Annotated in this window: 21 protein-coding genes; 8 read left to right on the top strand and 13 right to left on the bottom strand. The window is 73.6% G+C overall.

Features of this window, described 5'->3' with window-relative positions:
• Positions 1 to 313 precede the first annotated feature (313 nt).
• On the top strand, positions 314 to 1957 hold the full coding sequence (locus tag ACRQ4B_RS10465; protein WP_439691387.1) for a BCCT family transporter: 1644 nt from the start codon (positions 314 to 316) through the stop codon (positions 1955 to 1957).
• Between the two features lie 340 nt (positions 1958 to 2297).
• On the opposite strand, the gene ACRQ4B_RS10460 is transcribed toward ACRQ4B_RS10465, so the two are convergent.
• Entirely contained in the window at positions 2298 to 2969 is a 672-nt protein-coding gene (locus ACRQ4B_RS10460; RefSeq protein WP_439691386.1) for a heme oxygenase (biliverdin-producing), read from the bottom strand.
• A 58-nt stretch (positions 2970 to 3027) separates the two neighbouring features.
• Between ACRQ4B_RS10460 and ACRQ4B_RS10455 the strand changes: the two genes are divergently transcribed.
• Positions 3028 to 3873 carry a siderophore-interacting protein gene (locus ACRQ4B_RS10455; protein ID WP_439691385.1) on the top strand — a complete coding sequence of 282 codons (846 nt, stop codon included), beginning with the start codon at positions 3028 to 3030 and terminating at the stop codon, positions 3871 to 3873.
• 51 nt (positions 3874 to 3924) lie between these two features.
• Complete coding sequence (locus ACRQ4B_RS10450; RefSeq protein WP_439691384.1) at positions 3925 to 4488, top strand: GIY-YIG nuclease family protein; 564 nt, start codon at positions 3925 to 3927, stop codon at positions 4486 to 4488.
• Between the two features lie 167 nt (positions 4489 to 4655).
• Here the strand turns inward: ACRQ4B_RS10450 and ACRQ4B_RS10445 are convergent, their stop codons facing one another.
• From ACRQ4B_RS10445 to ACRQ4B_RS10430, 4 genes are all read right to left on the bottom strand, one after another.
• The gene (locus tag ACRQ4B_RS10445) at positions 4656 to 5627 is read right to left on the bottom strand and encodes a hypothetical protein (RefSeq protein WP_439691383.1); all 972 of its coding nucleotides are present in this window, start codon (positions 5625 to 5627) and stop codon (positions 4656 to 4658) included.
• A gap of 40 nt (positions 5628 to 5667) precedes the next feature.
• On the bottom strand, positions 5668 to 6336 hold the full coding sequence (locus ACRQ4B_RS10440) for an RES family NAD+ phosphorylase (protein WP_439691382.1): 669 nt from the start codon (positions 6334 to 6336) through the stop codon (positions 5668 to 5670).
• Positions 6333 to 6911 carry a hypothetical protein gene (locus ACRQ4B_RS10435; RefSeq protein ID WP_439691381.1) on the bottom strand — a complete coding sequence of 193 codons (579 nt, stop codon included), beginning with the start codon at positions 6909 to 6911 and terminating at the stop codon, positions 6333 to 6335. Before ACRQ4B_RS10435 ends, ACRQ4B_RS10440 begins: the two co-directional genes overlap by 4 nt.
• A gap of 90 nt (positions 6912 to 7001) precedes the next feature.
• On the bottom strand, positions 7002 to 7253 hold the full coding sequence (locus ACRQ4B_RS10430) for a DUF4287 domain-containing protein (RefSeq protein ID WP_439691380.1): 252 nt from the start codon (positions 7251 to 7253) through the stop codon (positions 7002 to 7004).
• A 133-nt stretch (positions 7254 to 7386) separates the two neighbouring features.
• Here ACRQ4B_RS10430 and ACRQ4B_RS10425 point away from each other — a divergent pair, with 133 nt between their 5' ends.
• Genes ACRQ4B_RS10425 through ACRQ4B_RS10415 form a run of 3 tightly spaced genes read left to right on the top strand, consistent with a single transcriptional unit; the run spans position 7387 to position 10329 of the window.
• Positions 7387 to 8490 carry an amino acid ABC transporter permease gene (locus ACRQ4B_RS10425; RefSeq protein WP_439691379.1) on the top strand — a complete coding sequence of 368 codons (1104 nt, stop codon included), beginning with the start codon at positions 7387 to 7389 and terminating at the stop codon, positions 8488 to 8490.
• Positions 8490 to 9263 carry an amino acid ABC transporter ATP-binding protein gene (locus ACRQ4B_RS10420; RefSeq protein ID WP_439691378.1) on the top strand — a complete coding sequence of 258 codons (774 nt, stop codon included), beginning with the start codon at positions 8490 to 8492 and terminating at the stop codon, positions 9261 to 9263. The genes ACRQ4B_RS10425 and ACRQ4B_RS10420 overlap by 1 nt, the downstream gene beginning before the upstream one ends.
• A 46-nt stretch (positions 9264 to 9309) precedes the next feature.
• Positions 9310 to 10329 carry a transporter substrate-binding domain-containing protein gene (locus tag ACRQ4B_RS10415; protein ID WP_439691377.1) on the top strand — a complete coding sequence of 340 codons (1020 nt, stop codon included), beginning with the start codon at positions 9310 to 9312 and terminating at the stop codon, positions 10327 to 10329.
• Between the two features lie 284 nt (positions 10330 to 10613).
• Here the strand turns inward: ACRQ4B_RS10415 and ACRQ4B_RS10410 are convergent, their stop codons facing one another.
• The 8 genes from ACRQ4B_RS10410 to ACRQ4B_RS10375 all read right to left on the bottom strand — a co-directional run bounded on the left by ACRQ4B_RS10410 (position 10614) and on the right by ACRQ4B_RS10375 (position 20314).
• Positions 10614 to 11750 (bottom strand): LLM class flavin-dependent oxidoreductase, encoded by a 1137-nt coding sequence (locus ACRQ4B_RS10410; protein WP_439691376.1) that lies wholly within the window; start codon positions 11748 to 11750, stop codon positions 10614 to 10616.
• Positions 11747 to 13117: an NtaA/DmoA family FMN-dependent monooxygenase gene (locus tag ACRQ4B_RS10405; protein ID WP_439691375.1), complete on the bottom strand. Its 1371-nt coding sequence runs from the start codon at positions 13115 to 13117 to the stop codon at positions 11747 to 11749. Before ACRQ4B_RS10405 ends, ACRQ4B_RS10410 begins: the two co-directional genes overlap by 4 nt.
• A complete protein-coding gene (locus ACRQ4B_RS10400; protein ID WP_439691374.1) occupies positions 13114 to 14304 on the bottom strand; it encodes an LLM class flavin-dependent oxidoreductase in 1191 nt (396 codons plus the stop codon). Before ACRQ4B_RS10400 ends, ACRQ4B_RS10405 begins: the two co-directional genes overlap by 4 nt.
• Before the next feature lie 29 nt (positions 14305 to 14333).
• Positions 14334 to 14762: a carboxymuconolactone decarboxylase family protein gene (locus tag ACRQ4B_RS10395; protein ID WP_439691373.1), complete on the bottom strand. Its 429-nt coding sequence runs from the start codon at positions 14760 to 14762 to the stop codon at positions 14334 to 14336.
• A gap of 571 nt (positions 14763 to 15333) precedes the next feature.
• A complete protein-coding gene (locus ACRQ4B_RS10390; RefSeq protein ID WP_439691372.1) occupies positions 15334 to 16608 on the bottom strand; it encodes an NtaA/DmoA family FMN-dependent monooxygenase in 1275 nt (424 codons plus the stop codon).
• Positions 16605 to 17372, bottom strand: coding sequence for an LLM class flavin-dependent oxidoreductase (locus ACRQ4B_RS10385; protein ID WP_439691371.1), 768 nt, complete (start codon positions 17370 to 17372; stop codon positions 16605 to 16607). The genes ACRQ4B_RS10390 and ACRQ4B_RS10385 overlap by 4 nt, the downstream gene beginning before the upstream one ends.
• Positions 17373 to 17512: 140 nt before the next feature.
• Entirely contained in the window at positions 17513 to 18736 is a 1224-nt protein-coding gene (locus ACRQ4B_RS10380) for an acyl-CoA dehydrogenase family protein (protein WP_439691370.1), read from the bottom strand.
• Positions 18737 to 18829: 93 nt separating this feature from the next.
• A complete protein-coding gene (locus tag ACRQ4B_RS10375; protein ID WP_439691369.1) occupies positions 18830 to 20314 on the bottom strand; it encodes a reverse transcriptase family protein in 1485 nt (494 codons plus the stop codon).
• Between the two features lie 58 nt (positions 20315 to 20372).
• Here ACRQ4B_RS10375 and ACRQ4B_RS10370 point away from each other — a divergent pair, with 58 nt between their 5' ends.
• Together ACRQ4B_RS10370 and ACRQ4B_RS10365 are read left to right on the top strand one after the other, a co-directional pair.
• On the top strand, positions 20373 to 21089 hold the full coding sequence (locus tag ACRQ4B_RS10370) for an MgtC/SapB family protein (RefSeq protein WP_439691368.1): 717 nt from the start codon (positions 20373 to 20375) through the stop codon (positions 21087 to 21089).
• Positions 21090 to 21093: 4 nt separating this feature from the next.
• Complete coding sequence (locus ACRQ4B_RS10365; RefSeq protein ID WP_439691367.1) at positions 21094 to 21657, top strand: histidine phosphatase family protein; 564 nt, start codon at positions 21094 to 21096, stop codon at positions 21655 to 21657.
• Positions 21658 to 21812 lie beyond the last annotated feature (155 nt).

Raw genomic sequence — 21812 nt, 5'->3', positions numbered from 1 at the left:
GGGTCTGCCGGGAGCCCGTCCCGGTATCCCAGCAGCGTATCGGGCCGTCGGGACGGGCGACGACAACCGTCCGGACGGACCGATCCGGCGTGGTCGGGCGGGCTCCCGGCGGCGGGCGGCTCGGTCCGTGAGCAGGAATGGTCGCCTCGGAAGGCGGAACCCGACGGTTGCTGCTCACGACGTGCCGGACGGGAGGCGCGTGACGGCGCCGCCCCGCGCCTCCCGTCCGGTTCTCATCGCACCCGGACGGAGATCGGGGGCCGTTCGTAGACTCCGGCCAGGGATGCGCCGCATCCGGGGCTGGAGGGACCGCATGAGCGAGACGACGTCGACACCGCCGGTGAAGCGTTGGGTGTTCTGGCCGGCGGCGGGCATCGTCTTGGCGTTCGTGGCCGTCGCACTCGTCGCTCCGCGCGCCACCGAGGACGCCTTCACCGCCGTGCAGGGCTGGATCGTGCGGGACTTCGGCTGGTACTACGTGATCGCCGCCGCGGCGTTCGTCGTGTTCGCCGTCTGGATCGGGTTCAGCCGGTTCGGCGACATCGTGCTCGGGCAGGACGACGAGAAGCCCGAGTTCTCCACACTGTCGTGGCTGTCCCTGCTGTTCGCGGCCGGCATGGGCATCGGGCTCGTGTTCTACGGCGTCGCCGAGCCGCTCAGCCACTTCGCGACGCCCCGGCCCGGCGTCACCGGCGACGACGAGTCGCTGGCCCAGCAGGCACTCACGCAGACGTTCCTGCACTGGGGCCTGCACGCGTGGGCGATCTACGTCGTCGTCGGGCTCGCGCTCGCCTACGCGATCCACCGCCGGTCGCGCCCCGTGTCGATCCGGTGGGCGCTCGAACCGCTGCTCGGCAAGCGCGTGATCGGCGGCTGGGGCAACCTCATCGACGTGCTCGCGCTGATCGGCACGCTGTTCGGCGTCGCGACGTCGCTCGGCCTCGGCGTGCTGCAGATCGGCTCCGGCCTCGAGTACACCGGCGTCGCGGACAACACCCGCGGCCTGCAGATCGGGTTGATCGTCGTCGTCACCCTCATCGCGATCGGCTCACTGCTGAGCGGCGTCGGCAAGGGCATGAAGTACCTGTCGAACATCAACCTCGGGCTCGCCGCGGTGTTGCTGGTCTTCGTCCTGTTCGTCGGGCCGACACAGTTCCTGCTCGGCGAGTTCGTGCAGTCGATCGGTCAGTACGTCCAGGGGTTCGTCGGTCTCGCGTTCGACACCAGCGCGTTCGCGGGCAAGGCCGGCCAGGACTGGCAGGGTGCGTGGACGACGTTCTACTGGGGGTGGTGGATGTCCTGGGCGCCGTTCGTCGGCATCTTCATCGCCCGCATCTCCCGGGGTCGCACCGTCCGGCAGTTCGTGCTCGGTGTGCTGCTCGTGCCGACGCTCCTGACCTTCCTCTGGTTCGCGATCATGGGCGGCACGGCGCTGTACGACCAGCTGCACGGTCACGGGGACCTCATCGGGGCGGACGGCAGCGTGTCCGTCGAGCAGGTCCTGTTCCAGCTGCTCGGCGGGATGCCCGCCGGATCGGTGCTCGTCATCGGCGCGATCATCCTCATCGGCGTGTTCTTCGTCACCTCCGCCGACTCCGGAGCCCTCGTGATGGGCATGATCGCGACGGGCGGGCAGATCGAGCCGCGGAACTGGATCCGGGTGTTCTTCGCCGGGGTCACCGCCCTCGTCGCGGTGGCGCTGCTGCTCGCCGGCGGGCTGAACGCGCTGAAGACGGCGGCGATCACCACCGCGTTGCCGTTCAGCATCGTGATGGTCCTGATGTGCTGGTCGACGGTCATCGCGTTCACCCGGGAGCGGCGGGCGTACGTGCGGGCCGAGCGGCGGGCGTTGATGGCCGACCTGGCGGAGTTCTACCAGCAGGAGGTCGTCGAGCCTGCGGAGCGGGCGCCGAAGACGGGGCCGATCCAGAAGCTCGCGCGTCGCATGCGGCACTGAGCGGTGCGGGCGGGCGCGCTTCGCGCGCGGCGCGGGCGCACTTCGTGAGTACAAATGGTCGCGTCGGGACGCACGACCCGACGTCTTCTGCTCACGAAGCGCCGGCCCGGAGCCCAGGGCGGGCGCGACCCGCGCCTCCCGTCCGCCGACGCGCACGCCGGCCGCATCGCGGCGCGAGCGCACTTCGTGAGTAGAAATGGTCGCCTCGGGACGCGCGACCCGACGTCTGCTGCTCACGAAGCGCCGGCCTGGAGGCGAGGGGCCGCGCCGTCACGCGCCTCCCGTCCGCCGACGCGCACGCCGGACGCGCACGAAGTGCGGCGCGAGCGCCGCCCGCCGCTCACGACGCGCGGAACGCCCCACCACCCGGGAGCCGGGTCGCGTCGAGGGCCTGCAGCAACCCGAGGTCGAGCGAGTACGCCAGCTCGACCTCGGCGATGACGCGCTCCTGCTCCTCGGCGGACCACGGCGCGGCGTCGAGCTGCGCCCGGTAGGTGCTCTCGAAGGCGCTCGGGTCGGCGACCTGGTCGAAGATGTAGAAGAGGACGCCGTTCGTGTCGAAGCCGAACTGCTCCGAGAGCACCCGTCCGATGACGTGCCCGCCGGACAGGTCACCGAGGTACCGCGTGTAGTGGTGGGCGACGAAGCCGCCGGGCCACTCGGCCGCAACCTCGTTCAGGCGTCGGACGTAGGCGGTCGTGGCGGGGAGCGGGCACACGAGCTCGGACCAGTCCGGACCGACGAGGTACTCCAGGTCGGCGCGGATCGCCGGCATCCGGGTGAGCTGGGTGGTCACGAACGGAGCGGCGACGGGGTGGTCGGCCATCCGGTCCGCGGCTCGCTCCAGGGCGTCGTAGACGAACGCGTACTGTCCGAGCAGCGCGGCGTAGTCGGCCACGTCGCACCCGCCGGCGAGCAGGTCGTGCATGAAGCCGTTCCCGGCCGAGGACCCGTGCGCGCGGCGGGTGCGCGTGCGCAGCAGCTCGGAGAACGGGATGACGGTCGTGTCCATGAGGGAAGGCTAACCTTAGTTACGCGAACGTCAAGCAGGAGAGAGGAAGCTCGTCCCGATGAGCTCGAAACCCAAACGCCCCCAGCACGTCTTCGTCGTCGACCGTACGGAGCGCCTCTCGCCGCACATGGTCCGGGTGCACCTCGGCGGCCCCGCGTTCGACGACTTCGTCGCCGCAGCCGACCCGGAGCGGCTCGGGTCGACCGACAAGTACGTGAAGTTGCTGCTCGCCAAGCCGTCGCTCGGGCTGACGCCGCCGTACGACCTCGAGGAACTGCGCGAGACCCTCCCGAAGCAGGACCGTCCCGCACGCCGCACCTACACCGTCCGCGCGGTCGACCACGCTGCGAAGACCATCGCCATCGACTTCGTCGTGCACGGCGACGAGGGGCTCGCCGGTCCCTGGGCCGCATCGACGAAGCCCGGCGACCTCCTCGCGCTGTCCGGTCCGGGCGGCGGCTACTCCCCCGCCACCGACCCCGCCGTCACCCACGTGCTGCTCGGCGACGACAGCGCCCTCCCCGCGATCTCCGCCGCCCTGGAGGCCATGCCCGACTCCGCCACGGGCGTCGCGGTGGTCGAGGTGGCCGGTCCGGCCGACGAGCAGCCCGTCGCGCATCCGGCCGGCGTCGACCTGCGGTGGCTGCACCGCGACGCCACCGGCGCCGAGCCCGGCACCCTCCTGCTGGCGGCCGCCCGGGCGCTGGAGCGCGCCTCCCGGCCCGCCCAGGTCTTCGCGCACGGCGAGCGGACCGCGATGAAGGCGATCCGTCGACTGCTGCAGGACGACTGGGGCCTCGAGAAGTCCGAGATGTCGCTGTCCGCCTACTGGGCGCTCGGCCGCGCCGAGGACCGCTTCCAGGAGGAGAAGCGCGAGCCGATCGGCGTCATCTTCACCGACTAGTCCGGACGGGAGGCGCGACCCGCGTCGGTGGGTGCGGCTACCGTTCGCGACATGGTCGCCCTCTCCTGCTGCGTGCCCGGTTGCGACGCCGGTCCGGTCGCCGGGTCGCCGGTGCCGCTCTGCGCGGGACACGTGGCGCTGGTGCAGGAGTTCGCCGCCGAGCACCCCGGGATCGAGGACGTCCTGCCCGGGCCGTGCCCGCTGTGCGGTGCTCGGATCGGGATCCGCTACCCGTCCGGTGCCGTGTGCGCGACGTGCGAGTGGCGCTGGGGCGAGGTGCCCGACGGCGACCTCGCTCCCCCGCGCGTCGACGTCGTCTACTACCTGCGGATGCGCGACGACTTCGGCGACCGGATCAAGATCGGCACGACGGCGAACCCGCGGCAGCGGCTCGCGGCGATCCCGCACCAGGACCTCCTCGGGTTCGAGCGCGGCGACCGTGCGCTGGAGCGGCGACGGCACGGACAGTTCGCCACGACGCGGTACCCGGGCACCGAGTGGTTCCGCGTGACGCCGGAGCTGCTCGACCACGTCGCGGTCGTCACCGCCGGGGTGAGCGACCCGTGGGAGCAGCACGCCCGGTGGACGAGCGAGGCCCTGGCGCTGCGCGGTTGAGCGGCGGCGGCGGCTCGCGGGGCCGGGTTCCGATCGGATCGGCACCACCGGCGTCACGAGGAACCGCGGGATCCCGTGGTTCGAGCGGACTTCGGCGGTGCGGAGCCGTGCGACGCCGCGGGCGCGCGCTGGCGGGCGCCGCGGGCTGGCGGGCGGGTGCTTCGCCGTCAGCGGGCGTAGGCGTCGACGAACAGCGCGCCGCGGATCTCCCGCAACGTGTCCGCCAGACGGGCGACGGTCGGACCGGAGACGCCCGGCACCTCGAGGTCGTACGGGCCGAGCGCCTGCAGCCGACCGGTCCGGATGCGGACGACCTCCCACCCGACACCCCGAACGGCACGGTCCTTCTTCCGGTCGGTCTCCTGTCGGGGTCCGACGTGCTCGAGCCCGTGCCGACCGGTCGAGTCGTACTCGATGGCGACGCGGAGCTCCGGCAGGACGATGTCCGGCCACACCTCGACGTGGTCGAAGAACGGTCGGTCGAGCCGGATCGCGGAGTGGTCGAACGTGAACGCGAACCGTTCGGCGAGGGCGGCACGGAGCTCGGCCTCGACCGCGGACGCCGTGGCGGGGGCGCACACGCTCGTGAACGATTCGCCCGAGGGCAGCCGCGGGGTCTTCGGGCAGATCGACCGCGGAGCCGCCGGTGGCCGTGGCCGACGGGGCGCGCCGGGTTCCGGGCGGCGCGGCCGGGAGCGCGTCGAGGCGACCGCACCCGCCGGGGTCCCCCGCGCCGGTGCTGCCGGGAGGGTCTGCCGACCGGTCACCCGCACCACCCGCTGTGGGACGGGTACCTCGGTAGGCCAGTCCTGCGGGAGCACCGGCCACCGCTGCGGCTGGGCCTGCACGGCGCACTCGGGGCACCAGACCGACCGACGTCGTTCACGACCGGGCCGGGACCGCTGCTCGGCGGGGGTCGCCACGAAGACGTGCCCGACGTCGCACTCCCAGGTCAGCAGGACCTCGGCCGCGGGCGGTACCTGGCTCAGGACGACGCCGTGGTTCCAGTCCGGGTGGTACTGCCGGACGAGCACCGGGTACGAGGCCCACTCGGCGCGGAACTCCCCCACGGCGTACGGCACCGCCACGCCGCGCGACCACTGTCGGCGGCGCCACCACGCGTCGACGGGTTCGGCCACGACTGCAGGCTAGGGACCACCACCGACAGTCGACCCACGCTCAGTGCGTCGGTGGCGCCACGAACGTGAACCGCCCCGGACCGACGTCCGAGCCGTCGTCGAGCACGCGGATCCCCGACTCGCGGCAGGCCGTCACGCCGTCCCGGTGCACGCGCTCGGGCCGTGGCCGTTTCGGGATGCCGGACGCGCCGAAGACCGCCCACGCGTTGGCCGCCCCCGCGCTGGTGAACCGGGTGCTGTACCGGACCCCGGCGAGCCCGGCGGCGTCGAACGCCCGCGCCCACGCCTGCGGCACCCGGTAGTCGCCCATGGTCTGGAGTTCCGCGCCGACGCCGAACCGGACGGCCGCGGGGTCGGTGACGTCGGCGAACGCCCGGCCGCGGGACGCCCGTGCCGCCACCACGACCATCTCCCGCGCGCGCGGCGCGAAGACGGTGTTCGTGGTCAGGACGTGGTGCGCCAGGCGTTCCCGCACGGCGACCTCGACCGAGTCCGCCCAGTAGCAGGTGCCCCGTGGCACGGCGAGGTCGAACCGGCCGCCGTCGACCCCGTCGGCATCCGGCTCGGTGCTCGCGAACCACCAGGCGCCCCGGTCGTGCCGTTTCGCCCGGTAGAAGGTCGTCCCCCGGGACTCCTCGGTCGGGAAGGCGGTGAGGTCGAGGCCGTCGCGCGGCGGGCGCTGGGCGACCTCGTTCCGGCTCGGCGTCACGCGTCCGCCGCCCAGGCGTGCGCAGCCCGACGAGCCGCGGCGAGCACCTGCTCGACGCGGCCGTCGCGGAGTGCCTCGGCAGCGGTGGTCCCGCCGAACTCGTCGGCCGGGGTGTTCAGCCACAGCGCGCTGCCCCACGGGTCGATCCGGTCGGGGTCGACGAGCGCGAGCACCTGCCGCAGGTTCGGGAGCGGCGTCCCGGTCACACCGAACTGGAACGAGGGGAAGACGAGGCTGCCGTCCCCGATCTTCAGGCCGATCAGGTCGCGCTTCGCCGTCGCCTTGCTGAGCGCCTGCCGCGTGACCCCGCGCCAGGCGGCCAGTGTCGGGGTGTCGTAGAACGGTCCGATCAGTGCGTCGGCCTCGTGCTTGACCGAGGGCAGCGCCGCCACCATCCGGTCGGCGAGCAGGTCGACGTCGACGCCCGGCTCCAGCGCACCATCGAGCCGCCCGAGCACCAGACGGTCCCGGAGCGCGGCCATCAGTCGCTGTTCGGTCGGACCGAGGTCGTCGTGCCCGCCCGCGTCGCCCACCGCGGGTCGCTGCTGCGCCCGGGCCCGTTCCGTCGTCGCCATGATGGCCCTTCCGTCGATCGCGTCAACCGTGTCAACCCATTCTCGCGCAGGACCGACAACCACGTCAACCAATCGAACCGGATCCGGGCGTCAGGCGCCGAGCGCGTTCCGGGCGTAGGCCACCAGGGCGTTCGCGTGTCCGTGCCCCAGGCCGTGCTCGTCCTTGAGCCACCCGACGACCGCCATGTGCCCGTGGTCGTCCAGCCGGTCCGCGACGAGGTCGAGCCACTCCTGCACCGGACGGCCGTACGTCTTCTCGATGCTCGGGAAGTACGACGCCGGTCCGTTCGGCTTGGTGCCGTCGGCAGGCGGCACGGGAGCAGTCACACGGTGGTCCGTCATGGCCGTCACGATAGCCGTCGCGGGACGTCACGGAACGTCATCCTCGATGCTCGGCGTGACGCCGTGTTCCGTCCTGTGCCGGTGTGTTTCACCCCGCGTTGTCGGCCGTCCGCGCACCTCCTACGGTCGCGACATGACCGACACAACCGAGGTCCCGCCCCGGAACGCGACCCACGTCGACGCGGCGACCGGACCGGCCGAGGCGGACCGCGCCTCCCGGCCCGGACCGGACGCGACCATCGACGCGGCGGGACGCGCCGCGGTCGACCGTCCCGTCGTCCCGCTGCGGCACCCACTGCGCTGGATCGCCGCAGCGATCGTCCTCGTGCTGCTGCTGAACTTCGTCGAGACGCTGTTCACGAACGAGCAGTGGGGGTGGCCGGCGGTCGGCAAGTGGTTGTTCAGCCCGGCCGTCCTCACGGGTCTGCAGCTCACCCTCGTCGCGACCGCACTGAGCGCGGTGATCAGCTTCGCCGGCGGCATCGTCGTCGCGATCGCCCGGCTCTCGCGCAACCCGGTGCTCTCCGGACTGGCCTGGGGCTACGTGTGGCTGTTCCGCTCTGTGCCGCTCATCCTGGTGCTCGTCTTCCTCTACAACCTCGGGTCGCTGTACCCGACCATCGGCATCGGGATCCCGTTCGGCCCGCAGCTCGAGGTCCCGACCGCGAACGTGCTCGGCGACCTGGCGATCGGCGTGATCGGGCTGAGCCTCAGCGAGATCGCCTACGCGTCGGAGATCGTCCGCGCCGGGGTGCTCGCCGTCGACCACGGACAGCACGAGGCCGCGCAGGCGCTCGGGCTCCCCCGTCGACGCCAGTTCGTGCGGGTGATCCTGCCGCAGGCCCTCCGGTCGATCGTGCCGGCGTTCGTGAACCAGGTCGTCGGGCTGCTCAAGGCCTCGTCGCTGCTGTTCTACGTGTCCCTGCTCGACCTGTTCGGCGTGGTGCAGAACCTGTCGAGCACCTACCCGACGGACATCATCCCGCTGCTCGTGGTCGCGACGATCTGGTACCTCGTCCTCACCAGCGCGGTGTCGGTCGTGCAGTACTACGTCGAGCGGTGGACGGCTCGCGGCTCGGTCCGCGCGCTGCCGCCGACACCGTTCCAGCGACTGCGGGCTGCGGTCCGGCGTGCGCCGGGCCGCCTGCCTGGAGGCGCGGATCGCCACGCCGAGGCAGCCCTCGCCGAGCGGGCGGTCACCGCCGGCACCTCCACCACGAACGACAGGGCCATCTGATGAGCGCCACCATCGGCATCCACGGCGCCGTGAAGGCATTCGGCGAGAACGTCGTCATCGACGGCGTCGACCTCGCGCTCGACGCGGGCAGCGTCACCGTCGTGCTCGGCCCGTCCGGGTCCGGCAAGTCCACGCTGCTGCGGGCGATCAACCACCTCGAGCCACTCGACCGCGGTGTCGTGACGGTCGGCGGTGAGACCATCGGCGTCCGGGTGCGGACCGGCCGTGACGGCGTCCCCCGCTACAAGGAGCTGCCCGAGCGGCTGATCCTCCGGCAGCGCTCCCGGATCGGGTTCGTCTTCCAGCACTTCAACCTGTTCCCGCACCTCACCGCGCTCGAGAACGTCGCCGAGGGACCGATCGCCGCGGGCGTGCCCGCAGCCGAGGCCCGTTCGCGCGCTCGTGTCCTGCTCGACCGCGTCGGCCTCGCCGACCGTGCGGACACCCGCCCGCGGCAGCTGTCCGGCGGGCAGCAGCAGCGCGTGGCGATCGCCCGGGCGTTGGCGCTCGAGCCCTCGGTGGTCCTGCTCGACGAGCCGACGTCGGCGCTCGACCCCGAACTGGTCGGCGAGGTGCTCGGCGTCATCCGGGACCTCGCCGCGTCCGGCACGACGCTCGTCATCGTGACGCACGAGGTCGCCTTCGCCCGCGAGGTCGCCGACCACGTCGTGTTCCTGGACCACGGGCGCGTCGTCGAGCAGGGTCCGCCCGCGCAGCTCATCGACGACCCGCAGCACCCCCGCACGCGCGACTTCCTGTCCCGCGTCCGCTGAACTCCCCACCCACAGCACCCCCAACCCGATCCGAACCAGGAGAACCATGTCCTCGATCACTCCCTCCCGCTGGCGGCACCGCGCCGGCGCCCTCGTCCTCGCCACCGGTGTCGTCGTCGCCCTCGCCGGCTGCGCCGCGAACGCCAGCGCCGGCACCGGCTCGGGCCCGGGCGACGGCTCCGTGACGATCGGCGCGGCGTCGAACGGCGCCGCGACCGAGACGACGGTCACGGTGAAGGAGGACACGAAGCTCCACGACGAACTGCCCACCGACGTCAAGGAGTCCGGCAAGCTCGTCATCGGCATCGGCGCCCTGCCGTCCGGGTACCCGCCCCTGGCCTTCACCGGCGACGACCAGAAGACGCTCACCGGCTCCGAGCCGGACCTCGGTCGCCTCGTCGCCGCCAAGCTCGGCCTCGAACCGCAGGTGAAGAACGCCACCTGGGACAACCTCTTCGTCGGGATCGACGGAGGCTCGACGGACGTCGGCCTGTCGAACATCACGGTGACGGAGCAGCGCAAGGAGAAGTACGACTTCGCCTCGTACCGCCAGGACAACCTCGCCCTCCAGGTGAAGCAGGGCAGCACCCTGCGGTTCGACGGCGACCCCTCCGTGCTCGCGGGCAAGACGATCGCGACCGACTCCGGCACGAACCAGGAGAAGATCCTGCTCGGCTGGAAGAAGGACCTCGAGGAGAAGGGCGAGACGATCACCGTGAAGTACTACCCGGACGCGAACGCGAAGCTCCTGGCGGTGCAGTCCGGCAAGGTCGACGGCTACCTCGGCCCGAACCCGACGATCGCGTACCAGAACAAGCAGAACGCGGGGACGGCCAAGGCGACGGAGACCGCCGGCACATACTCGGGAGCGGGCGCCGACCTGCAGGGACTCATCGCCGCGACGACCAAGAAGGGCAACGGGCTGGCCAAGCCGATCCAGGAGGCCATCAACGAGCTCATCGACGACGGCACCTACGCCACGTGGCTGAAGGCGTACAACCTGTCGAACGAGGCCGTGCAGCAGTCCGAGTTCGACCCCAAGGGCCTGCCGCTCGACGCCGGCTGACCGGGCGCTCCCGACACCCCCGTGGCCACCTCGGCTGCGGGGGTGTCGTGCGTTCGGGCGCGGGGGCACCGAGCAGCGCCGCTCCGGAACGACTTCGCCGATGTCGTACGACAGCGGACACGTCGCCTGTTGCGCGCGCGGGCATTCGCGGACGCGCGCGAGCGACACCACCGACGTCGTACGACATCGGAGTCGTCGTACCGGGTCGGCGGACGCGCGCGCGAGACGGACGGGAGGCGCGGTGCCAGCTGGCGCCGCGCCTCCCGTCCGTCCCGGACCGCGTCTCAGACCGCGGCCGGCACCGCCTGTTCGGCTCGCCGCGCCCACTCCGCCGCGAGCAGCTCGTAGGAGCGCACCCGGGCGTCATGGTCGTGTGTGATCGTGGTGACGAGGAGCTCATCCGCTCCCGTCGCCCGACGCAGGGTCTCCAGCTGGTCCGCCACCGTCGCAGCGTCGCCGACGAACCGGGTCGCCAGGCGGTCGGCGACCGACGCGGCCGCCTCCGGGTCGAGGGGGTGCTTGCGCGCCCAGTCGGGCGTCGGGTACTCGATCGCGCCGACACCGGAGCGGATCGAGTGCACCCACTGGCCGTACCCGAGAGCGAGTTCGGAGGCCTCGGCGGTGTCCCGGCCGACGACGACGTCCGCTGACACGATGACGTGCGGAGCGTCGAGCACGCCCGGGCGGAACGCGTCGCGGTAGGCCTGCACCGACGCCAGGACCGTGCCCGGCGACGTGTGGTAGTTCGCACCGTAGGGCAGGCCGAGGGCGCCGGCGGCCCGTGCGCTCGCACCCCCGGTGGAGCCGTGGATCCAGAGTTCGACCGGGGTGCCGGCGGCGGGCGGCGCATCGACGACTGCGCCGTCGTGGGACCACGTGCCGGCGAACAGCGCCCGGATCAGGTCGAGTTCGCCCTCGAACCGGTCGACGTCGCCCGGCACCCGGCCGAGCATCTCGCCCTGCAGTGCGAACCGGCTGCGCGGGGCGATCCGGAAGTCGAACGGTGCCGGGATGAGCAGGCCGTCGACCACCTCGTCCTCGCGCGGCGCGAGGGACGGCGGCTTCGGGGCACCGGGCGCGGGGGTACCGGACCGGCCGAGACCGAGGTCGATCCGCGGCCCGTACAGCGCAGCGAGCGTGCCGAAGGTCTCGGCGATCTGCAGCCCGCGGACGTTGCCGACCAGGGTCGCCGCGCTGCCGACCCGGATCGTCGAGGTCGCGGCCGCCACGGCGCCGATCACGATGTTCGGTGCGCTGCCCGCGACGCCGGGGTTGAGGTGGTGCTCGGCGAGCCAGTACCGGGCGTACCCGGCGCGCTCGGCTCGGCGGGCGAGGTCGAGGGTGTGGTGGAGCGCTGCCGCGGCCGAGGACCCGGCGGGGACCGGGACGAGGTCGAGGACGGAGAGCGGGGTGGTCGTCACGCGAACACCCCCGATCGCGCACGCGACCGGATCGTCCCGGGCAGGCCGAGGGTCTCGCGGAGCGTCGCACCCTCGGTGTAGGACTCCCGGTACACGCCGCGCTCCTGCAGCAGCGGGACCACGGTGTCGACGAACTCGTCGAGGCCGTACGGGTTGGTGTGCGGCACGACGACGAACCCGTCCGTCGCACGCTCCTGCACGTACCGGTCGATCTCGGCGGCGATGTGCGACGGGGTGCCGACGAACCCGCCCCGGGTGGAGACCGCGATCACGAGGTCGCGGATGGACAGGCGCTCCGCGTCGGCCCGGTCCCGCCAGGACCGCACGAGGGCGGGGACGTCACGGGTGTGCCGGGCGCGGCCGCGGGTGATCGCGGCTCCCTCGAGGTCGGGTTCGACGGTCGGCAGCGGACCGTCGACGTCGTACCCGGACAGGTCGCGGTTCCAGACCTGCTCGAGGAACGCGATCGCGGTGGCCGGGCTGACCTGCGCGCGCTGGACGGCCCGGGCCCGCTCGGCGGCGTCCTCCGGGGTGTCGCCGAGCACGAACGTCGACGCGGGCAGGATGTGCAGCTCGTCCTTCGACCGGCCGAACCGCTCGAGTCGCGCCGTGACGTCGTCGTAGTAGGCCCTCGCGTCGTCGAACTCGGTGTGCAGCGAGAAGATCACCTCGGCGTGCGCGGCGGCGAGGTCACGGCCCTCGTCGGAGTCGCCGGCCTGCACGACCACCGGGTGCCCCTGCGGGCTGCGCGGCACCGGGAAGGTCCCGGTGACGTCGAACTGCGGGCCGTGGTGGTCGACGTCGCGGATCCGGGAGCGGTCGGCGAAGACCCCGGCCGGAGCGTCCGCCACGACGGCGTCCGGCGACCACGAGTCCCACAGCTCGCGCGACAGCTCGATGAACTCCGCCGCGCGGGTGTACCGGTCGGCGTGGTCGAGGAACCCGCCGCGGCGGAAGTTCGCGCCGTGGAACGCGTCCGAGCTCGTCACGACGTTCCAACCGGCACGGCCGTCGGTGAGGTGGTCGAGCGTGGCCAGCTGCTTCGCCAGTTCGAGGGGCTCGTTGAACGTCGTCTGCAGGGTGCCGACGAGCCCGATGTGGTCCGTGACACCGGCGAGGGCCGCGAGGATCGCGAGCGTGTTCGGACGACCGACGACGTCGAGGTCGTGGATGCGGCCCTTCTGCTCGCGGAGCCGCAGCCCCTCGGCGAGGAACAGGTAGTCGAACAGCCCGCGCTCGGCGTTCCGGGCGAAGTGCTCGAACGACGAGAACGCGATCTGGCTCTCGGCCCGCTCGTCGCTCCAGATCGTCGTGTTGTTGACGCCCGGGAAGTGGGCGGCGAGGTGGACCTGGCGCTTGGCGCTCATGCTGAGACCCCCTGGTGGGACGTGGCGTATCGGCTGACCGCCGGGGCGATGCCGAGCCGCGTGCGCAGGTCGGCGGTGGGACGCGAGGCCACGTCGGCGCGGAGGCCCGCCGTGACGAGCGCGGGGACGAGCTGCCGGGCGATCGCGGTCGAGTCGATCGGGATGCGCAGCGGCCGGAGTCGGACCCCCGCGTAGCCGAGGGCCCGCAGGTCTCCGATCAGCGACACCAGCTCGGGGACGGTGGTCGCCAGGACGGACGTGTCGGATCCGGAACCGACCGCGTACGGTGCACCCGCGGCGGCGTCGAGCGCCGCGAGCTCGTCGGCGGCCTCGGCCGTCGACGACCCGATGAGCACCGCGAGGTCCGCGAGGACCGGACGCCGGAGGTCGGACCCGGCCGTCTGCTCGGCGTCACGGACCTCGTCGAGCACCGCACGCGCCTCCCGTCCGCCGTGTCCGGGCGTGACCAGCACGACGTCCGCGGCGTCCACGGCGAACGCGGCAGCATCGGCGCGGTGCGCGAGCGCGAAGACCGGCGGGCGGCCCTGCGGGGACCGCGGCACGATCGAGGCGCCGTGCACCGAGACGAACGAGCCCGCGTACTCGGCGTTGTGGATGCGGTCGCGGTCGATGAAGCGGCCGGTGGCGACGTCGCGGATGATCGCGTCGTCGTCCCAGCTGTCCCAGAGGCGCGAGACGACCTCGGCGACCTCGCGGGCCTCGTCGAACAGGGCGGCTGCGTCGTCGCCGCCGGGGCGGCGGCCGAACAGCGCGGCCTCGCGGCTCGTCGGACTCACCTGGACCCGCCACCCGGCTCGCCCGTGCGAGACGTGGTCGAGGGTCTGGAGGCCCGTGGCGACGTGGAAGGGCTCCGTGTGCGTCACCGAGACGGTCGGCACCAACCCGAGGGCGCGGGTCGCGGGGGCGACGGCGTTCGCGACGAGCAGGGCGTCGAGCCGTCCGACGACGGTGCGGGTGTCGAGGTCGCCGGCCGCGTCCACGGGTCCGGCGGTGAAGGAGTCCTCGATCGTGACGGCGTCGACGCCGAGACGGTCCTGCTCGACGACGACGTCGCGCCAGTGCCGGAAGCTCGTGAGTCGCTGTGCCGTGGGGCCGGCGGTCCGCCAGGCGGCGGGGTGCCAGCCGGCGCCCTGCAGGGCGGTGACGAGGGTGGTGCGGTCGGGCATGTGGTGCGCTTCCGTCGGGGTCGTGCCGGTCAGTGGGTGTGGGTGTGGGCGTGCGCTGCGGGCGGTGCGGGCGACGCGTCGGCGGGGCCCGCGGCGTCGGCGGCGGCGTCGGTGGCTGCGGCTGCGGCGTCGGCGCCGAACTTGAAGCCGAGGCGGCCGTGGGCGAACCCGCCGCCGGCGCGGATGGCGGTCGCGACCCAGGCGGCCTCGGCGAGCTCCGCCTCGTTCGCTCCGGCGCGCACCGCCCGCTGGCTGTGACCGTCGATGCAGTAGACGCACTGCGTGGTGATGCCGACCGCGAGGGCGATGAGCTCCCGGTACTTCAGCGGGATCTCGCGCCCCTCGGCTCGGAACACCGACTCATCGAACTGGACGAACGCCGTCAGGATGTCCGGGGTCTGCTGCTTGTAGACCTTCGTGAAGGTCTTGTCCTGCTCGCGGTCGAGGTACTCGGTCATGACGGCGACGCTATGACCGACCGGGACCTGCGGCGACGGGTGTTGCGGAGCGTGACCGGCCGTGACGTCCCGTGACGCGGAGGCGCCCGCGCGACGTCACGCGGCGTCACGCGGGGGCGCCGGACCCGCGCGGTCGGGGCGCTGCGCGGACGGGGCGCTGCGCGGCGCGCGTGGGACCTCGCACGGTGCGCGGGCACCTCGCACGGTGCGCGGGCACCTCGCACGGTGCGCGAGCACCTCGCACGGTGCGCGAGCACCACAGTGTGCGAGGTCCCGCGCACCGTGCCAGCCCGCGCGCCTCCCACCGTGCACGGCACCCCGCACCGTGCGGACGCGACGCACGTGGCGGGGGCGAGCCGCACCTCCAGGGCGGACCGGGCTCGCACCGTGCGTCGCACGGTGCGCGGGCACCGCAGCGTGCGAGGTCCCGCGCACCGTGCCGGCCCGCGCCCCTCCCACCGTGCACGGCACCTCGCACCGTGCAGGCGCGACGCACGTGGCGGGGGCGGGTCGCGCCTCCAGGGCGGACCGGGCTCGCACCGTGCGTCGCACGGTGCGAGGTGCCGCGCCCCTACAGGCCGCGAGCGCGCGCCGCGAACCGGCCGCGCAACGTGACGTCCTCGTACTCGCGGTGGAACACGCCGCGATCCTGCAGGATCGGCACGAGCTCGTCGACGACGGTCTCGAGCCCCCGCGGGAACTCGTCGATCATCAGGTTGAAGCCGTCCGCGGCGCCGGTGCGGTACCACTCCTCGATCGTGTCGGCGGCCTGTTCCGGGGTCCCGACGACGATTCGGGCGCCGTACCCGCCGAACCCGCGCAGGACGTCCCGGAGCGACGTGTTGTTCGCGCGCACCCACCGGACGACCGTCTCGTGGTAGCCGAGGGACGGTCCGTACGTGACGGGGTCGACCTCGCGGTCGAGGACCGCGGCGGGGATCGGTGCGTCCGGGTCCAGCCCGGTGAGGTCCGCGTCGAGGTGTGTGCCGAGCGCGCGGAGCGAGTACCCGTCGGGCGCGAGGGCCTCGAGGTCGTCGAACCGTCGACGGGCTTCGGCCTCGGTGCTGCCGAGCACGAGGGACAGCCCCGGCACGATCGCGACGTCCGCCGGGTCCCGACCGTACGTCGCGGCCGCCTGCTTCACCGCCCGGTAGTGCTCGCGCGCCGGTCCCGGGGTGAGCTCGACGGCGAAGACGCCCTCGGCGACCCGTGCGGCGAGGTCACGGCCGTGCGGCGACCCGCCGGCCTGGAAGACGACGGGATGCCCCTGCGCCGACGGCGGGACGCGGATCGTCCCCTCGAAGTCGGTGGACTCGCCGTGGTGCGCGACGGGCTGACCGGTCGCCGCCGACCGCCAGAGTGCCTGGACGAGGTCGACGACCTCGCCGGCTCTGGCGTACCGCTCGGGCCGGTCCGGGTTCGTCGCGACGCCGAAGTTGGCGGACACCGAGCGGTCGTAGGTCGTGACGGCGTTCCAGGCCACCCGCCCGCCGGACAGCGTGTCGAGGGAGAGCAGCCGCTCGGCGAGGTCGACCGGGTCGTTGTAGGTGGTGGACGCGGTGCCGACGAGCCCGAGGTGCGTGGTCGCGTCCCCGATCGCGCCGAGGGCCACGAACGGCTCGAGCAGGCCGTACGCCCGGACGTTCGGGTCGCTCAGCGCGGGGTGGTCCGCGAAGAACACCATGTCGAGCAGCCCACGCTCGGCGGTGCGGCCGAGGTCGGCCCAGAAGTCGGCGGTGAGCAGGTCGGTCGGTTCGACGTCCTGCGTCCGCCACGCGGCCGGTCGCTGACCGAACCCCTGCAGGTTGACGCCGAGGACCAGACCGGCGTCGGTGCCGGCGCTCACGCGGTGACCACCACGGGGACGGGCAGACCGAGCAGGTCCCGCAGCGTCCGCCGGTCCGTCGCGGGGCCGCCGGACGGACGGGAGGCGCGGCGCGCGTCGGGCACGCCGGTCGCCGCGGGCAACGGTGCGAGCGGGTGCGCCTCGGCACCGAGCACGAGGTCGGCCGTCGGCACGTCGGCGTCGTGCCAGGCCGCGAGGACGGGTTCGCCCTGCCGACTGGACGGCGTCGTCAGCGGCCCGCGGACCCGGTAGCCGCCCGTTCCGCCGTCGTGGTCGAGCGGGCGGATCCGGTCGGTGTCGGCGAAGACTCCGGCCACGCGGTCCCCGACGATGCTGTCGAGCGGCCAGGTGCGCCAGAGCCCGCGCACCACCGCGGCGAACTCAGCCGGGTCGTGCTGTTCGTCGGTGACGGGCAGTCCGTGGTCCCGCGCACCGACGACCAGTCCGACGCGGCCGTCGAGCACGTGGTCGAGCGAGAGCACGCGACGGGCGACGTTGTAGGGGTGCTCCCGGGTCGGGGCGACCGCGACGAGCACCCCGAGCGTGGGCAGCGCGCGGCCGAGCGCGAGCGCAACGGTGGTCGGGTCGAGCCGCTGGCCCCGGGCGCGTCCGGCGTCGAAGCGATCGGTGCCGATCGCGACGACCGCGGCGCCCGTCACCCGGATGCGGTCGGCGAGCGCGCGGATCCCGCCGGGTCGCCCGACGGCGGTGGCGAGGTCGGCGTCGGGCACGGCGACGACGGTCGGTGCGGCTGTCTCGGTCACGGGTTCCCTCCGGTCACGTGCGGAGCGGCCCGCCACCGTCGCCTCCCCTGCGTTCGTGGCGGGCCGCTGTCGTCGACGGTACGGGGCGGCCGGACGATCGAGCGTGCAGGTGTCCCCGGGTTGCGCCTCGTGACGGCCGGTTACGCCCGGTCGAGCGGACTGGCACCGTTCACGAGCAGGTCGCCGACGATCCGGCGCTTGTGCACGCGCGGGTTGTGCGATGCCAGGGTCCGGGCGTTCCGCCAGTGCCGGTCCAGCCCGAGGCTCCGGAAGGTGCCGGACGACCCGAGGGCGTCGAACACCAGGGTCGTCGCGTCGAGCACGGCGTCGGTGACGACGGTCTGCGACTGGGCGACCGCGATCCAGCTCCGCTCGAGGGCGGCACGCAGGACCGGGTCCGTCGACGGGTCGGTACCGGTCGCACGGAGTTCGGTGTGCCGGTCCACCGCGGCGTCGACCGGGCCGAGGCTCGCGGTGAACGCGGCGTCCGCGGCGTACACCCGTGCGGCGACGGTCCCGATGGTGCCGAGCAGCTCGGGGTCCGCCGTCGGGTCCGCGGTGGTCCCGTTGGGGTGCCCTCGTGCGCGTGTGCGGAGCGCCTCGGCCCCGTCGCGCAGCGCCGCACGTCCGATCCCGACGAGGATCGCGTGCATCACGGTCTGGTAGTACTGCTCCTGGTACGGGTACCGCGTGGCGTACGGCAGCACCCGTTCGTCGGGGACGTGCACGTCGGCGTAGGACACGCTGCCGCTCCCGGTGATCCGCTGTCCGAACCCGTCCCAGTCGTCCCCGACCTGCACGCCCGGGTCACGGGCGTCCACGAGCGCCACGAACCGGTCCCCCTGGTCGTCGAGCGCGAGCACGGTGATCCACCGCGCGTAGACGCTGCCCGTCGAGTAGAACTTCCGTCCGGTGACCCGCCAACCGCCGTCCGGGTGGCGGACGATCCGCGTGGCGATGTCCACGCCCGCGGAGGTCGGCGTCTCGCTCCACCCGCCGCCGACGAACTCACCGCCGCCGAGCCGGTCGACGATCTCCCGGTCGAAGCGGCTCCCCTCGGCGTGCACGCGGTCCTCGATGAACGAGAAGTGGTTCCGCCACACGTGGGCGAGGTTCGGGTCGACCTCGGCGATCTCGGCGATCGCCCGGAAGACGTCCGACAGCCGCGCGCCGACACCGCCCCACTCGACGGGGGTGCGCCACCGCGCGAACCCGGCGTCCACGAGCCAGCCGAGCTGCTCGGTGGCGAGCCGTTCCTCGCGCTCCCGCTGTCGAGCATCGACCGCGATCCGTGCGATCACGGGCCGGAGCGGCGCGATCAGTTCGTCGTGGCGGTCGTCGGCCGGGATCTCGCTCGGGGACATGGCGGCACGCTACCGGCGCGGGCCGCAGCGGTCGCAGTCCGCGCGCAACCCCGGGCAACCGGGCGCAACCGGGCGTCACACGCGGCCGGGAACTCACCAGACGATGCGCGCGAACTCCTCCCGCAATCGTCGGGACCGGCCGGGGTGCACCTGTTCGACCCAGCCGATGCGGCCGAGCAGGTGTGCGCGGAACTCCGGGTGCCCGGCACGGTTCTGGGAGGCCGGACCGTGTTCGGCCGCGTTGTGCAGGATCGCGTGCAGTCGGTCGACCTCGCGGCGTCCCGGTGCGGTCCGCTCGTTGACGACCACGCCCGTGACCGACTGCCGGACCCCACGGCGTCGCACGCGGGTCTTGCCGGGTTGCAGCCGGTGGCCCTGCTCGGCGACGATCCGGTCGACCCCGCGCAGGAAGGCGTCCGGGCGGGCCGCCAGCCGGTGACCGCCGCTGAACGTCAGGTCGTCGGCGTACCGCGTGTACGTGGCGTCGACGCTGCCCGCCCACCCCGCCAGCCGGGCGTCGAGGTGCCGGAGCGAGGTGTTCGCCAGCGCCGGGGACGTGGGCGCACCCTGCGCCAGGTGCGCCGCCGTCAGGGAACGGCGGAGCGCGGCCCGGTCCTCGGGAGTGCCGCCGGCCGGCATCGCGGTGAGCACGTGCGGTGGCACCCGGTGCGTGCAGAGGCCGGTGAGGACGTGCGCGACCGGTTCGGCGAACCCCGCCGACCGGAAGACGCCGAAGACCGTCGGCGCGGTGACGTTCGCGAAGAACGAGGTGAGGTCGGCGGACAGGACCACCTGCTGCCCGGTGTGCGCGGACGCACCCGTGACGACGCTCCGGCCCGGGACGAACCCGTGCGCGGCGTCGTGCACCGGGAGTGCGACGAGCAACTCGTCGAGGATCGTCCGTTGTGTGCGGCGGAGCATGTCCATCGGCTTCTCGAGGAGCCGGGGTGTCCGCCCCGGCCGGACGATCCACTCGTACCGGTGGTGGTGGAGCGGGCTCGAGGGACCGGGGCGCCGGTTCCAGCCACGGGTGTCGGCGAGCCAGAGCAGCCGGCCGACGGTCAGGTCGAGCGCCCGGGCGAGCTCGGGCAGCGTGTCGACGAGCAGTGCGCTGTCGGTCGCCGGCCGGGAGCGGGCGGCGGTCGCGCGACGCGCCAGGACCCGGACCGGCCGGAGCGGCTCGCGGGATCGGTGCAGCGCGCGGAGCCGTGGGTCGGCGGCCAGCACGGCGGCGAGCTGCCGGGGTGCGTCCGACGGCGGGCGCGGGAACGCGTCGAGCGCAGCCGCCACCGCGAGGCCGACGTAGGCACGTTCGACCCCGACGACGGCGAACCCAGCGGCCGTGAGCTCGTCGGGTGCCCAGCGATCGGCGGTCAGGAAGGCGTCGGCGAGGGCGACGGCCACAACGTCGAGGGGCGTGGGGTTCCCGGGGGACCTGTCGGTGCCTCCGTGCGGCATCGCGCGCGGAGCGCGCTCGCCCGCTCGGGGCGTGTCGTCCTGCTGGTACTGCGTGCCCCGGGGTGACCCCGGAGAGGTCGACGCGTCTCGCGCGTCGGCCGCCTCCCCCGGGAACTCCACGCGCTCACCCTACGGCGGCCCGCTGACGGCCGTGGCGACAGGAGTAGCGTCGGTCGGCGTGACGACCGAACACCTCACCCAACCGCTCGCCGGACAGGGGTGGGTGCAGATCGGCGAGGTGCTGCTCGCGTTCGCCCTCGCGTCGCTCATCGGCCTCGAACGCCAGCTCCGGTCGAAGAGCGCCGGCATCCGCACCCAGGCGATCGTCGGCACGGCGTCCGCGCTGATGCTGCTCGTGAGCAAGTACGGGTTCGGCGACGTGCTCGTCCCGGACCACGTCGTGCTCGACCCGTCACGCGTGGCGGCGCAGATCGTGTCCGGGGTCGGGTTCCTCGGTGCCGGGCTGATCCTCACCCGCCGCGGGGCCGTCCGGGGCCTGACCACGGCGGCCGCGGTGTGGGAGACCGCTGCGATCGGCATGGCTGCCGGTGCCGGCCTCTGGCTGCTCGCCCTCGTCGTCACCGCGCTGCACTTCGTCGTGGTGTTCGGCTACACCGCCGTCGTCCGGGCGCTGTCCCGTTCGGCCGAGCAGTCGATGACCCTCGACGTGGTCTACGACGCCGGACGCGGGGTGCTGCCCGACGTGCTCGCGCTGGTGACCGCGGGCGGGTGGCGGGTCGCTCGGCTCGTGAAGCAGGACACCGACCGGCCGGATGCCACCGCGGTGCGCCTCGACGTCGCCGGGCCACCGGACGCGTCCGGGCTCGTCGCGCGGATCGGCGAGGTCGAGGGCGTCCGGATCGTGGACCCGTCGGCCGCGGACGACCTGGAGTGACGCCGTGGTGTCGTTCTTCCTGACCCACGCCGAGGTCGTCGTCGAGCCCGACCGTCCGATCGAGTCGTGGGGGTTGTCCGCCGATGGCCGTGCCCGCGCGGCCGGATCCGCGACCGTCGCCTGGGACCCCGGTGTCCGACGCATCGTCTCCAGCACCGAGCAGAAGGCGGTCGACACCGCCGAGGTCCTCGCGGGCGCGGTCGGGCTCGTCCCCTCGAGGGACGCAGCGCTCGGCGAGATCGACCGCAGCGCGACGGGCTTCCTGCCGCTCGACGAGTTCGAGGGGGTCGTCGACGCGTTCTTCGGCGCGCCGGAGGAGTCCGTCCGCGGGTGGGAGCGGGCGGTCGACGCCCAGGAGCGCATCGTCCGTGCGGTCCGGGCGCTCACCCGGGACGGTGGCGACGTCACGGTCGTCTCGCACGGAGCCGTCGGGGCACTGCTGCTGGCGGACCTCCGCGGCGAGCCGGTCTCCCGCGTGCTCGACCAGCCCGGCATGGGCAGCGTGTTCACGTTCGACCCGCGCGCGTGGCGTGCGACGAGCGGCTGGTCGCGCGTCCCGGTGCCCTGACCGGGTCTCGTCGAGGTGAGCCCGAGTCTCGGGCACGGCGACGTTCCTCGTGCGCCGGGCACCGAGAACCGTCGCCCAGACCGAGTCTCGGCCAGCGGCCAGCGGCCCGCGGCCGGCGGCCAGCGGCCGGCGGCCAGCGGCCAACGGCCGGCGGC

Origin of the sequence: Curtobacterium sp. SP.BCo (genome assembly GCF_051903265.1) — a bacterium.
In the GTDB taxonomy this organism is placed as follows: Bacteria; Actinomycetota; Actinomycetes; order Actinomycetales; family Microbacteriaceae; genus Curtobacterium.
The sequence above is the reverse complement of the archived record's forward strand: the minus strand, read 5'-3'. Positions and strand labels throughout refer to the sequence as shown.

Coding starts and splice junctions, on each gene's coding strand:
- ACRQ4B_RS10460 (WP_439691386.1), bottom strand. CDS start 2,969: ATGGACACGACCGTCATCCCGTTCTCCGAGCTGCTGCGCACGCGCACC.
- ACRQ4B_RS10430 (WP_439691380.1), bottom strand. CDS start 7,253: ATGACGGACCACCGTGTGACTGCTCCCGTGCCGCCTGCCGACGGCACC.
- ACRQ4B_RS10405 (WP_439691375.1), bottom strand. CDS start 13,117: ATGAGCGCCAAGCGCCAGGTCCACCTCGCCGCCCACTTCCCGGGCGTC.
- ACRQ4B_RS10435 (WP_439691381.1), bottom strand. CDS start 6,911: ATGGCGACGACGGAACGGGCCCGGGCGCAGCAGCGACCCGCGGTGGGC.
- ACRQ4B_RS10465 (WP_439691387.1), top strand. CDS start 314: ATGAGCGAGACGACGTCGACACCGCCGGTGAAGCGTTGGGTGTTCTGG.
- ACRQ4B_RS10455 (WP_439691385.1), top strand. CDS start 3,028: ATGAGCTCGAAACCCAAACGCCCCCAGCACGTCTTCGTCGTCGACCGT.
- ACRQ4B_RS10395 (WP_439691373.1), bottom strand. CDS start 14,762: ATGACCGAGTACCTCGACCGCGAGCAGGACAAGACCTTCACGAAGGTC.
- ACRQ4B_RS10415 (WP_439691377.1), top strand. CDS start 9,310: ATGTCCTCGATCACTCCCTCCCGCTGGCGGCACCGCGCCGGCGCCCTC.
- ACRQ4B_RS10400 (WP_439691374.1), bottom strand. CDS start 14,304: ATGCCCGACCGCACCACCCTCGTCACCGCCCTGCAGGGCGCCGGCTGG.
- ACRQ4B_RS10380 (WP_439691370.1), bottom strand. CDS start 18,736: ATGTCCCCGAGCGAGATCCCGGCCGACGACCGCCACGACGAACTGATC.
- ACRQ4B_RS10420 (WP_439691378.1), top strand. CDS start 8,490: ATGAGCGCCACCATCGGCATCCACGGCGCCGTGAAGGCATTCGGCGAG.
- ACRQ4B_RS10425 (WP_439691379.1), top strand. CDS start 7,387: ATGACCGACACAACCGAGGTCCCGCCCCGGAACGCGACCCACGTCGAC.
- ACRQ4B_RS10450 (WP_439691384.1), top strand. CDS start 3,925: ATGGTCGCCCTCTCCTGCTGCGTGCCCGGTTGCGACGCCGGTCCGGTC.